This window comes from Allostella sp., assembly GCF_041913585.1.
Lineage (GTDB): Bacteria > Pseudomonadota > Alphaproteobacteria > ATCC43930 > Allostellaceae > Allostella.
Window position 1 is genome coordinate 14373 of the sequence record NZ_JAYSFE010000008.1, and the last position, 12215, is coordinate 26587.

Below are 12215 nucleotides of genomic sequence, written 5' to 3' on the forward strand. Positions count from 1 at the left end.
GCGCCATGCGCGCGGACGAAGCCCTGACCCTCCTGCGATGGCAGATCGCGATCGGCGCCGACGAGGCCATCGAGGCCGTCGCGCCCGACCGGACGCGGCCGACCGAAGCGCCGGTCCGCCCCGTGGCGCCACCGCCCGCCGCCCAGCCGTCGCCCCCGTCCCACCCGCCCGCCTACCCGCCCACCCGCCCGCCCGCCCGCGCGGCGGCGACGGGTGGCGCGGCGATCCCGGTGGAGCGCCGGGTGGTGGCGATGCCGGGCATCGCGGCCTCCTCGGCGGAGATCGCCGCGGCGGCGACCGACCTGCCCGCGCTCGCGGCGGCGATCGCGGGGTTCGAGGGCTGCCAGCTGCGCAACACGGCCACCAACCTCGTCTTCGCAGACGGCAACCCGGCGGCGCGGGTGATGCTGATCGGCGAGGCGCCGGGGGGCGACGAGGATCGGCTGGGCAAGCCCTTCGTCGGGGTCAGCGGCCAGCTCCTCGACCGGATGCTGGCGGCGATCGGGCTCGACCGCAATTCCGCCTACATCACGAATATCCTGCCCTGGCGTCCGCCCGGGAACCGCAAGCCGACGGCGGCGGAGATCGCCATGTGCCTGCCCTTCGTGCGCCGCCACGTCGAACTGGTCGCGCCCGAGGTGCTGGTGTTCGTCGGCGGCACCTCGGCCTCGGCGATGCTCGACCGCAGCGAAGGGATCATGCGGCTGCGCGGCCGCTGGTTCCAGTATCGGTCAGACGAGGGCAAGAAAACGACCGATGCGATCTGTATATTCCATCCCGCCTTCCTGTTGCGCTCGCCGGCACAGAAGCGCGAGGCGTGGCGGGATTTGCTGATGATCCGGTCGCGTTTGGTAACTCCGGATTGAAATCTCGGGAAAACAAGCGGTTATCGGACTTGTCCACAGAAAATTCCAGCTAGCCGGTCGGAATTCTCTTGCCGGCCGCGAATCGCCGCTCTATTCGGCGATCGATGTCCGGTTACCTGTCCGCGGCCCCCCCGGCCCGCAGACACGGCCCGGTGGTGGCGCTCGCGCTGTCCGCCGGCGTGTTGTTCGCCTCGGGGACCGTTTCCGCCCGCCCGGATGATTCGCACTCCGCCAGCTGGATGCCGCACGCATCCGAGCGGCGCGGAGAGCACGGCCTTCCCCGCATCCTGGGGCCGGCCGACATCCAGCGTTATCGCCGTGCCTTCGCCGCCATGCGCGAGGGCTCGTTCGCCGAAGCCGAACGCGCGGCATCCACCATCGCCAACGAACTCCTCTTCGGCCATCTCCAGGCCGAGCGCCTGCTGCACCGCGACCACCGCTCCAGCTATCGCGAGCTCTTCGACTGGATGAAGCTCTATGCCGACCTGCCGTCGGCCCGGACCATCCACGCGCTGGCGATGAAGCGCCGCGGCCGGAGCCCGGCGCCGCCGTCGCCGGCCGCGCCCGTGTCGGAGGCGATGTTCGATCTCTTCGATACGACGTCGCTCCTCGACGGCGCCGATGCCAAGATCACGGCCGGCGAGGCGGAGCGCCCGCGCGAGGTGCGGGGCCGCATGTCGGCGGTGCGCCAGCGGGTCCGCCAGCTCGTCGGCAAGGGCGATTTCGACGGCGCCGGGCGCGCGCTCGCCGCGGCCGAGAAGCGTGGCCTGTCCGAGGCCGACCGGGCGCTGGCCGAGGGCGACATTGCCCGCTTCGCCTTCTTCGCCGGCCGCGACCGGCAGGCGCTCGATGCCGTGCCGACCGACCGCGAATCCGCGCCGGTGGCCCACTGGTTCGCCGGGCTCGCGGCCTGGCGGCTCGGCCGCCCCGAACTGGCGGCGAGCCATTTCGGCGTCGTCGCGCGGGCGCCGGACCTCTCCGGCTGGATGACCGCGGCCGGCGCCTTCTGGGCCGCCCGCGCCCATCGCGCGCTCGGCGCCGGCGATGCCGCCCACGCCGCGCTGCGCCAGGCGGCCGACCACCCGATCACCTTCTACGGCCAGCTCGCCCGGCGCCAGATCGGCGATCTCGCCGCCTACGGCGAGGGCACCGACCGGCCGGAGATCGAGGTCGAGGCGATGATGGTGGTGCCGGCGATGCGCCGGGCGATCGCGCTCATCGAGGTCGGCGAGACCGGGCTGGCGATCGACGAGCTGGTCGCCGTCGCCCGGTCCGCGCCGACCGCCATCGCCGATTCCATCGTCGCCTTCGCCCGGGCGACCGGGCTGCGCCGGGCGGTGCCGCAGATCACCGCCGCCATCCGCGAGGCGGAGGGTGCGCTCTTCGACGACGCCATGTACCCGATGCCGCGCTGGGCGCCGGAGGGCGGCTTCACCGTCGACCGGGCGCTGATGTTCGCCATCATCAAGCAGGAATCGAACTTCCGCCCGAACCTGGTCAGCCCCGCCGGCGCGCTCGGGCCGATGCAGATCATGCCCAAGACGGCGGCCTTCATCGGCCCGGACAGCCTGCGCGGGCGCGACCTGCACAACCCGGCGGTCAACCTCGCGATCGGGCAGCGCTACATCCGCCACCTGCTGGAGCAGGAGCCCGTGCGCGGCAACCTCATCTTCACCGTCGCCGCCTACAATGGCGGCCTCGGCCGGGTGAGCCGGTGGCTGCAGGAGATCCGCCACAACGACGACCCGCTGCTGTTCATGGAGGCGATCCCGGTCGCCGAGACGCGCCAGTTCGTCGAGCGCGTGGTGGCCGCCATGTGGGTCTACCAGCGGCGCCTCGGCGACCGGCCCCAGAGCCTGGACGCGGTTGCCGCGGGTCAGTGGCCGGTGTATGGCTCGGGCCCGGACGTCGAGCGTCCGAGCGTGGCCAGCACCGAGGGCTCCCGTGCCGAAGATTGACGAAAGCCGCCCCTTCCTCGCGGTCAACGTCGCCATCCTGACGGTGTCCGACACCCGCACCGAGGCGGACGACCGGTCGGGGAACACGCTTGCCGAGCTGGCCACGGCCGACGGCCACCGCGTCGTCGCCCGCCGCATCGTCCGCGACGAGCAGGCGGCGATCGTGGCCCAGCTCCGGGAATGGATCGCCGATCCCCTGGTCGACGTCGTGGTTTCGACCGGCGGCACCGGCGTCACCGGCCGCGACGTGACGCCGGAGGCGTTCGAGTCCGTCTTCGAGAAGCGCATCGACGGCTTCGGCGAGCTCTTCCGCTGGCTGAGCTACGCCAAGATCGGCACCTCGACGATCCAGTCGCGGGCGACCGGCGGGGTCGCCGGCGGCACCTACCTCTTCGCCCTGCCGGGGTCGCCCGGCGCCTGCCGCGACGGCTGGGAAGGCATCCTGCGGGCCCAGCTCGACAACCGCCACCGGCCCTGCAACCTGGTCGAGCTGATGCCGCGGCTGCTGGAGCACCAGAAGGCCTCCTGAGCCCGCCTTGCCCCTCGTCGTCGATCTCGACCGGCTCGCCGCCGCGCTCGTCCGCGCCGGCTGGCGCGCCGACCGGCTCGAGCCGCTGGCCGGCGGCGGGGTTGCCCACGACCATGTGCGGATCGTCGGCACCGGGCTCCTCGCCCGGGTGCCGCGCCTCAGCCAGTTCGCGCTCGCCGCCGCCGACAACCTCGCCTACCAGGCGGAATGCTTCCGCCGGCTGGGTGCCAGCGGCCGCGTGCCGCGGCTGGCCGCCGTGCTGCCGCCCGGGGACGGGCTGCCGATGGGCGCGCTCCTGGTCGAGGAGATCGCCGGCCGCCCGGCCCGGCTGCCCGGCGACCTGCCGGCGATCGCCGGCACCCTGGCCGCCATCCACGACCTGCCCCTGCCGGCCGAGCGCGCGCCGCTCGGCGACCATCCCGATCCCGTGGGCGGCACCTGGGCGGTGATCCGCGACCAGGCGCGCTTCTTCGCCACCGCACCCGCGGTGCCGGCCGTCCGGGCGGCGCTCGCCCAGGAGATCGCCTGGGCGGAGGCGTTCGCCGCGGCCGCCGCGGGCCGGCCGCAGCCGCGCACGCTGGTCGCGACCGACACTCATCCCGGCAACTTCGTGATCGAGGCGGGGACCGGCCGGGCAGTCTTCGTCGACGCCGAAAAGGCGCTCTACGGCGCCCCGGCCATCGACGCCGCCCACGTCACCCTGGCGACCTCGGTCCTGTGGAGCGCGCCCGGCGCCGAGCCGGTGGCGCCGGACGCGATCCTGCGCTTCGAGCGGGCCTGGCTCGGCGCGCTGCGGCCGGATCTGGCGGCCGCGATCCGGCCATGGGTGCGGCCGCTGCGCCGGCTCACCTGGCTGCGCTCGATGAGCTGGTTCGCGCGCTGGTGGACCCTGTCGCGGGACGACCCGGCCTGGTCGGCCGAAATGCTCGACCCGGCCCTGGCGGCGCACATCCAGGGGCGGGTCCGGCAGTTCTTCACCGCGGCGATGGTCGCCGCGGTGCGCCGGGAATGGCTCGGCCCGGACCCGCTGCCGGAGCCGTAGCGGCGCCGCGGCCGTGCGGCCCGTGCTATATCCGTTCCCGACCCATGGACGAATCGCTTCCCTCCGCCGCGGCGCCCGTCATCGCCGGCCCGGCCTGGCTCGCCGACCTCAATCCCGCGCAGCGCGCGGCGGTGGAGGCGGTCGACGGCCCGGTGCTGGTGCTGGCCGGCGCCGGCACCGGCAAGACGCGGGTGCTGACGGCCCGGCTCGCCTACATCCTGCTGACGCGCCGCGCCTGGCCCAGCCAGATCCTCGCCGTCACCTTCACCAACAAGGCCGCGCGCGAGATGCGCGAGCGCGTCGGGCGGATGATCGGCGACGCCGTCGAGGGGCTGTGGCTCGGCACCTTCCACTCGGTCGCCGCCCGCATCCTGCGGCGCCACGCCGAACTGGTCGACCTCAAGCCGAACTTCACCATCCTCGACACCGACGACCAGATCCGCCTCGTCCGGCAGATCCTCCAGGCCGAGGGGATCGACGACAAGCGCTGGCCGCCGCGCGCCGTGCTCGGCGCGATCGAGCGCTGGAAGGACCGCGGCCTCGTGCCCGACAAGGTGCCGGCGGGCGAGGCGGGCGACATGGCGGGCGGCAAGCTGCTGCTCGTCTATCGCCAGTACCAGGAGCGGCTCCGGACGGTGAACGCGGTCGATTTCGGCGACCTGCTGCTGCACAACCTGACGCTCTTCCAGACCCGGCCGGAGGTGCTGGAGGAGTATCACCGCCGCTTCCGCTACCTGCTCGTCGACGAGTACCAGGACACCAACGTCGCGCAGTATCTCTGGCTGCGCCTCCTGGCGCAGGGGCACCGCAACCTCTGCTGCGTCGGCGACGACGACCAGAGCATCTATGGCTGGCGCGGCGCCGAGATCGGCAACATCCTGCGCTTCGAGGCGGACTTCCCCGGCGCCCGGGTCATCCGGCTGGAGCAGAACTACCGCTCGACCGCCTCCATCCTCGCCGCCGCCTCCGGCCTCATCGCGAAGAACGCGGGCCGGCTCGGCAAGACCCTGTGGACGGAGGCCGACGGCGGCGAGCGGGTGCGCGTCCACGGGCTCTGGGACGGCGAGGCCGAGGCGCGCTGGGTCGGCGACGAGATCGAGGCGCGGCAGCGTGCCGGCGAGGGCCTGTCGTCGATCGCGATCCTGGTCCGTGCCGGGTTCCAGACCCGCGAGTTCGAGGAGCGTCTGCTGACGCTCGGCGTGCCCTACCGCGTGGTCGGCGGCCCGCGTTTCTACGAACGCCAGGAGATCCGGGACGCGCTCGCCTATCTCCGCCTCGTCCACCAGCCGGACGACGACCTCGCCTTCGAGCGCATCGTCAACCTGCCGCGCCGCGGCCTCGGCGACGTGGCCCTGCGCCTCGTCCACCAGCGGGCGCGGGCGGACGGCGCGTCGCTCTCGGCCGCCGCCGCGGCGCTCGTCGCCGACGGCGGCATGAAGTCGGCCGCGCGCAAGGCGCTCGCCCTCTTTCTCGACGATCTCGACCGCTGGCGCCGCAAGGCGGCGACCGAGCCGCACACCGACCTCGCCCGCACCGTCCTCGACGAGTCCGGATACACGCGCATGTGGCAGGCGGACCGCTCGCCCGAGGCGCCGGGCCGGCTGGAGAACCTGAAGGAACTGGTGGTCGCGATGGCGGAGTTCGAGAACCTCTCGGGCTTCCTCGAGCATGTCGCGCTGGTGATGGAGAACGCCGAGGCCGCCGGCGGCGACATGGTCACGCTGATGACGCTGCACGCCGCCAAGGGGCTGGAGTTCGACACCGTCTTCCTGCCCGGCTGGGAGGAGGGGCTGTTCCCCCACCCGCGGGCGCTGGAGGAGAAGGGGGCGGCGGGCCTGGAGGAGGAGCGGCGGCTCGCCTATGTCGGGCTGACGCGGGCCAGGCGGCGGGCCTTCGTCTCCTTCGCCGCCAACCGCCGCGTCTACAACCAGTGGACGGCCGCCATTCCCTCGCGCTTCGTCGACGAACTGCCGAAGGACGCGGTCGAGATGTCGGCCGACCAGGGGCTCTACGGCTCGGGCGGCTTCCAGACGGGCTTCGGGTCCGGCGGCGTCGCCGAGCCGCGCTGGTCCTACGGCGGCGGCGAGGCGCCGCGTTTCGCCGCCAGCCCGCCGCGGCCGCCGCCGATGGTGCTGGAAGGCAAGGCGAAGGCGGTGCCGCCGCGGCCGGCGCCGAAGGTGCCGTTCCAGCGCGGCGACCGGGTCTTCCACGGCAAGTTCGGCTATGGCGACGTCACCGCGGTCGACGGCGACAAGCTGTCGATCCGCTTCGACAAGGCGGGGGAGAAGAGCGTGATCCACAGTTTCGTCCAGCGCGCCGAGGACGCGGGCACGGCATGAGGCCGATCCTCGTCACCGGCTTCACGCCCTTCGCCGGGCTGGCCGACAACCCGTCGGCGATCGTCGTCGACGACCTGGCGCGGGCGGGCGTGCCCGGCGTCGCGGTCGAGACCCGTCTCGTCGACGTGCTGTGGGAGCGCGCCGGCGCCGAGGTGGTGGCGGCCATGGAGGCGGTGCGACCGGCGGCGGTCGTCTGCTTCGGCCTCGCCCGCGGCCGCGACGCCGTCAACCTGGAGCGCTTCGCAGTCAATGTCGACGACAGCCCGACCGCGGACAATGCCGGCCGGCATCGGCGCGGCACGCCGATCGCAGCGGACGGCCCCGACGCCTACCGGACCACATTGCCGATCGCCGCGATCGAGCGCGCGCTGGCGGCGGCGGACCTGCCGGTCCGGGCGTCGAACCATGCCGGCGCCTTCCTCTGCAACCACGTCTTCTATGCGGTGCGCCACCGCCTGGAGCGCACCGGCCGCGGCATTCCCGCCGGCTTCGTGCATCTGCCGCCGCTGCCGCCGGAGGCCGGCGCCCTGGCGGCCGAAGCGCAATGCCGGGCCGCCCGGATCATCGTCGCGACGCTGGCCGCCAGCCTCGCGACCAAAGAGGGGACCGCCGATGGCGTCGACCGCCTGGCGGGTTGAACTGGTGGTGCCCGCGGTCGCGGCCGAGCCGGTCGCGACCGCGCTGGAGCCGCTGGGCGAGGCGCTCTCCGCCTTCGAGCTGGCGCCGGGCGGCGACTGGCGCCTCGTGCTGCATTCGGAGGACGAGCCGGACCGCGGCCGGCTGGCGGCGGTGCTGGCGCTGGCCGGCCTCGCCGCCGGCGTCGCCCTGCCGGAGCCGGAAATCGCGCGCGAGATCGAGGTCGACTGGATGGCGCGGCTCGCCGACAGCTTCCCGGCCATCCGGGTCGGCCGCTTCCATCTCCACGGCTCCCACCTGCCGCCCGGGCCGCCGGGCAAGATCTCGCTGCTGGTCGATGCCGCCACCGCCTTCGGCTCGGGGGAGCACCAGACGACGCGCGGCTGTCTCCAGGCGCTGGACCGGCTGGGCGCGAAGGGCCGCCGGCGCCGGCCGCTCGACGTCGGCACCGGAACGGGCGTGCTCGCCTTCGCCGCGGCGAAGCTGTGGCGGGTCAAGGTCCGGGCCACCGACCTCGACGCCGAATCGGTGCGGGTGGCGCGGGCCAACGCCCGGCGCAACGGGGTCGCGAAACTGGTGCGGATCGATGCGGCCGACGGGCTGTCGCCGTCGGGCTGGGTCGGGCGGCGTGGCCACGACCTCGTCTTCGCCAACATCCTGGCCAACCCGCTGACGCGGATGGCGCGGCCGATCCGACGGGCGCTGGCGCCGGGCGGGGTGGCGATCCTCTCGGGATTGCTGGCGCGGCAGGAGCGCCAGGTGCTCGCCGCCTATCGCCGGCAGGGGCTGCGGCTGGAGCGGCGCATCGCCATCGACGGCTGGCACACGCTGGTGCTGCGGCGATAGCGGACGAAGCCCCGCGCGCCTGCCGACCGGTCCTCCGGGGATCAGAAACCCGGGGGAGCGGTCAGGCGAGGCGGCGCGGGATGTTGGTGTTGGCGGGCCGGGCGGACAGCACGGCCAGGTTGTCGTTCACCGGCCGGGCGGGACCGCCCGCCGCCTCCCCTCCGGCCGTTCCGGCGAGCCGCGCCAGCAGGCGGGTCGGCAGCCAGAACAGCCGGTCGAGAAGGGCGAGCCAAGTCGCTGCCCAGCGTCCCGGAGCGTAGCGGACCGGCATCGGCTCAGGCGACGCGGCGGAGCGCGGCCGGCTTGCGCTCGTTGGTGTTGGCGCCGACGGCCGGGACCTTCGGCTCGACGCGGTAGGAATCCGGCGCGAAGGTGCCGGCGACCACCGCGGGGATCTCGCTGCGCGCCAAGCCCATGTCGCGGAGCTGCCGGTCGTCGAGCGCCATCAGCTCGTCGTAGGCGCGGCGCTGGTCGTTCCAGGCTGCGAGCGAGCGGGCGATCTTCCGCGGTGCAGCAACGAGGAACGCGCCGACGCCCGACAGCGTCCGACCGACCATCTCGGCCCGCATCTGCCGGGCCTTGGCCTCAACCTCCTGAATGGACATCATGTCCTGCATCTCCGACCTCCTGTGTCCCGGGGGACCTCCCCGGTGTCTGATGACGGTAAAGGTAAGCGATCCTGTCGCGTTCACCATCTCGGATGCTGCATTGCAGCAATGCAGTTGGTGCAAGTCTTGTGTCGCCGATGGGCGCCGCTTAGGTTCGATGGCGAGTGGCGCAGGAGTGCAGGGGCATGCAGGATCGGGTACCGGCGAATGCCGCGCGGATCGCGGGCGACATCCCGCCGCCCTCACCGGTGGCACCGGGTTCGCGCGCGGCGGTGGCGGCGCGGCTGGGCCTCCTGCGGGCGGAACTGGCCCGTCGCGGCCTCGCCGGGTTCGTCGTGCCGCTCGCCGACGAGCATCAGGGCGAGTACCTGCCGCCCCGGGCGCAGCGCCTGACCTGGCTCACCGGGTTCACCGGCTCCGCCGGCATGGCGGTGGTGCTGCCCGAGCAGGCGGCGATCTTCGTCGACGGCCGCTACACCCTGCAGGTCCGCGACGAGGTGCCGACCGACGTCCTGGCGCCGCGCCACATCGTCGAGGAACCCCTCTCCGACTGGCTGGCGACCGAACTCGCGGCCGGCCAGCGGGTCGGGTACGATCCCTGGCTGCACACGCCGGCCCAGGTGGCGCGGCTCGGCGCCGCCGTCGAGGGCGCGAAAGGCGTGCTGGTGGCGGTCGACGGCAACCCGCTGGACGCCGTCTGGGCCGACCAGCCGGGCCCGCCGACGGCGCCCGTCCACCCGCACCCGCTGGTCTTCGCCGGCGAGACCGCGGCCGCCAAACGGCTGCGGATTGCCGACCTGCTGGGGCCGGCCGGCGCGGTTGTCCTGTCGGCGCCCGATTCCATCGCCTGGCTGCTCAACATCCGCGGCGGCGACGTGCCCTGCACGCCCTTCGCCCTCTCCTTCGCCATCCTGCACCACGACGCCCGGGTCGACTGGTTCGTCGACGCCGGCAAGCTCGGCCCCGAGATGGCGGACCATCTCGGCAACGGCGTCGAGGTGCAGCCGCCGGCGGCGCTCGGCCCGGCCATCGACGCCCTGGTCGCGGCGAAGGTGCGGGTGCAGGCCGATCCGGCGAGCGCACCCGCCTGGGTCTTCGACCGCATCGCGGCCGCGGGCGGCACCGCCATCGCCGCGGACGATCCGTGCGCGCTGCCCAAGGCCTGCAAGAACCCGGTCGAGATCGCGGGCTTCCGCGCCGCCCACCGGCGCGATGCGGCGGCACTGGTGCGCTTCCTCGCCTGGCTCGCCGCCGAGGGCGGGAACGGCATCGACGAACTCGACGCCGTCGCGCGCCTGCGCGAACTCCGGGCCGAGCATCCCCTCTATCGCGGCGGCAGCTTCGAGACGATCTCGGGCGCGGGGCCGAACGGTGCCATCGTCCACTACCGTTCGTCGCCGCGCACCAGCCGGCGCCTGGAGCGGGGCCAGCTCTATCTCTGCGATTCCGGCGCCCAGTACCCCGACGCCACCACCGACGTCACCCGCACGGTCGCGATCGGCGAACCGTCGGCGGAGATGCGCGACCGGTTCACCCGCGTCCTCAAGGGCCATATCGCCATTGCGACCGCGGTCTTCCCGCGCGGCACCACCGGCGCCCAGCTCGACCTCCTGGCGCGGCAGCCGCTGTGGCAGGCCGGACTCGACTTCGATCACGGCACCGGCCACGGCGTCGGCAGCTACCTCTCGGTCCACGAGGGACCGCACCGCATCTCCAAGGCCGGATCGGCGGTGGCGCTGCGGCCGGGCATGGTCGTCTCCAACGAGCCCGGCTACTACAAGACCGGCGCCTACGGCATCCGGATCGAGAATCTGGTGACGGTGGTTCCAGTCGACCTGCCCGGGGCCGAGCGGCCGATGCTGGGTTTCGAGACGCTGACCCTGGCGCCGATCGACCGCGCGCTGGTGGTGACGGAGATGCTGTCGCCCGGCGAGCGGACCTGGCTCGACGCCTACCATCTGCGCGTGCGCTCCGACGTGACGCCCCTGGTCGACGCGGCCACCGCCCGCTGGCTCGCGGAGGCGACGCGGCCGCTGGCCGCCTAGGGCCGGCGATGGCTGGCTATCCGACCGGCGTCGCCTATCCCGCCACCCACCAGCCCCGGATCGCCCCCGCCCATCTCGCGGCCGTGGCGTGGCTGGCGGGCGCCGGCCATCCGGCGATCGACCGCCCGTACCGCTTCTGCGAGCTCGGCTCGGGGACCGGGTTCACCACCAACCTGCTGGCGGCCGCCAACCCGTTCGCGGAGTTCCACGCCGTCGACTTCAACCCCGCCCACGTCGCCGAGGGGCGACGGCTGGCGGAGGCGGGGGCGCTGCCGAACGTCCGTCACCACGCGCTCGATTTCGCGGCGGCGCGGGCGGCGTTGCCCGATCTCGACTTCGTGGCGCTGCACGGCGTCTGGACCTGGGTCGACGATGCGGCGCGGCGCGACGTGCTCGCCTTCCTCGCCGAACGGCTGCGGCCGGGCGGGCTCGTCTATGTCAGCTACACGGCGAGGCCCGGCATGGACGGGGTGGCGGCGCTCCGCGGCGCGATGGCCGCGGCCGGGCTCCTCGCCGACGACCGGCCGCCGCCGGAGCGGCTGGCGCGCCTCGCCGGCTGGCTCGCCCGGCTGCGCGCCGCCCAGCCGGAATTCGCCGAGGGCGACCCGACGCTGGCCGCCTATGTCGAGGCGCTGCCTGCGATGGACGAGGCCGGCGCCCTGCACGACCTGCTGGCGCCGGACTGGCGGGCGGAGTTCCACGGCAGCGTCCGCGCGGCCATGGCGACGGCCGGGCTCGACTGGGTCGGCGATGCCGACCTCGCCATGAATCTTCCCGGCGCCGGCCTGCCGCCCGCCCAGGCGGCCCTGCTGGCCGCCGGCGGCGGCGAGGCCGTGAAGGACCTCCTCCTGCGGCGCGCCTTCCGCCGCGACGTCTATCGCCGGCCCGGACCGGCCGCGGCGACGCCGCTCCGCTGGTTCCGCAAGGACGGCGGCGCGGGCGAGCCGACGGCCGAGGTGGTGGCCGCCGGCGGCGCCGTCCCGCTGGTCGCCGCACCGTCGCCGCCGGCCGGGCTGCCGCGGCTGTCGCCCTTCAACCGCACCACCCTCGAGCTCGGGATCGGCCGCGAGGACGCCCGCATCGTGGCGGGCACGACGATCGGCGGCGGCGTCGTCCTCGACCGGACGACCGCCTACCTGCTCTCCGCCGTGGCCGCCGCCGGCCCCGGCGGCGGCGCCCGCATGATGGCGTGCCGCCTCGCCGCCGAGGGCAGGGGCATCAGCGCCGGCGGCCGCACCGTCACCGACCCCGCCGGCCTGGAACACCTCATCGCCCCCCGCATCGCCCAGTTCGAAGCGACCGACCTGCCGCGCCTGCGCCGGCTGGGCGCGGTCGCCTAGCCGCGC

At 74.3% G+C, this 12215-nt stretch carries 11 protein-coding genes; 9 read left to right on the forward strand and 2 right to left on the reverse strand.

Annotated features, from left to right (window positions below):
* Window positions 1–5: 5 nt before the first annotated feature.
* From ACE3Q3_RS02855 to ACE3Q3_RS02885, 7 genes are all read left to right on the forward strand, one after another.
* Entirely contained in the window at window positions 6–866 is an 861-nt protein-coding gene (locus ACE3Q3_RS02855) for a uracil-DNA glycosylase (RefSeq protein ID WP_374441514.1), read from the forward strand.
* Between the two features lie 239 nt (window positions 867–1105).
* The gene (locus tag ACE3Q3_RS02860) at window positions 1106–2824 is read left to right on the forward strand and encodes a lytic transglycosylase domain-containing protein (RefSeq protein ID WP_374441516.1); all 1719 of its coding nucleotides are present in this window, start codon (window positions 1106–1108) and stop codon (window positions 2822–2824) included.
* Window positions 2811–3353 (forward strand): molybdenum cofactor biosynthesis protein B, encoded by a 543-nt coding sequence (gene moaB, locus ACE3Q3_RS02865; protein ID WP_374441518.1) that lies wholly within the window; start codon window positions 2811–2813, stop codon window positions 3351–3353. The genes ACE3Q3_RS02860 and moaB overlap by 14 nt, the downstream gene beginning before the upstream one ends.
* A gap of 7 nt (window positions 3354–3360) precedes the next feature.
* Window positions 3361–4395 carry a phosphotransferase family protein gene (locus ACE3Q3_RS02870; protein ID WP_374441519.1) on the forward strand — a complete coding sequence of 345 codons (1035 nt, stop codon included), beginning with the start codon at window positions 3361–3363 and terminating at the stop codon, window positions 4393–4395.
* Between the two features lie 44 nt (window positions 4396–4439).
* Window positions 4440–6734, forward strand: a complete 2295-nt coding sequence (locus tag ACE3Q3_RS02875; protein WP_374441521.1) for an ATP-dependent helicase — start codon at window positions 4440–4442, stop codon at window positions 6732–6734.
* Window positions 6731–7372 (forward strand): pyrrolidone-carboxylate peptidase, encoded by a 642-nt coding sequence (locus ACE3Q3_RS02880; RefSeq protein WP_374441523.1) that lies wholly within the window; start codon window positions 6731–6733, stop codon window positions 7370–7372. The genes ACE3Q3_RS02875 and ACE3Q3_RS02880 overlap by 4 nt, the downstream gene beginning before the upstream one ends.
* The gene (locus tag ACE3Q3_RS02885) at window positions 7347–8216 is read left to right on the forward strand and encodes a 50S ribosomal protein L11 methyltransferase (RefSeq protein WP_374441526.1); all 870 of its coding nucleotides are present in this window, start codon (window positions 7347–7349) and stop codon (window positions 8214–8216) included. The genes ACE3Q3_RS02880 and ACE3Q3_RS02885 overlap by 26 nt, the downstream gene beginning before the upstream one ends.
* Before the next feature lie 61 nt (window positions 8217–8277).
* On the opposite strand, the gene ACE3Q3_RS02890 is transcribed toward ACE3Q3_RS02885, so the two are convergent.
* Together ACE3Q3_RS02890 and ACE3Q3_RS02895 are read right to left on the reverse strand one after the other, a co-directional pair.
* Window positions 8278–8487: a hypothetical protein gene (locus ACE3Q3_RS02890; protein ID WP_374441529.1), complete on the reverse strand. Its 210-nt coding sequence runs from the start codon at window positions 8485–8487 to the stop codon at window positions 8278–8280.
* A 4-nt stretch (window positions 8488–8491) separates the two neighbouring features.
* Entirely contained in the window at window positions 8492–8824 is a 333-nt protein-coding gene (locus tag ACE3Q3_RS02895) for an RSP_7527 family protein (protein ID WP_374441532.1), read from the reverse strand.
* Window positions 8825–9009: 185 nt separating this feature from the next.
* On the opposite strand from ACE3Q3_RS02895, the gene ACE3Q3_RS02900 reads away from it, so the two are divergent.
* Both ACE3Q3_RS02900 and ACE3Q3_RS02905 read left to right on the forward strand, forming a co-directional pair.
* The gene (locus ACE3Q3_RS02900; protein WP_374441536.1) at window positions 9010–10869 is read left to right on the forward strand and encodes an aminopeptidase P family protein; all 1860 of its coding nucleotides are present in this window, start codon (window positions 9010–9012) and stop codon (window positions 10867–10869) included.
* A gap of 8 nt (window positions 10870–10877) precedes the next feature.
* Window positions 10878–12209: a methyltransferase gene (locus tag ACE3Q3_RS02905; protein ID WP_374441539.1), complete on the forward strand. Its 1332-nt coding sequence runs from the start codon at window positions 10878–10880 to the stop codon at window positions 12207–12209.
* The last annotated feature ends 6 nt before the right edge of the window (window positions 12210–12215 follow it).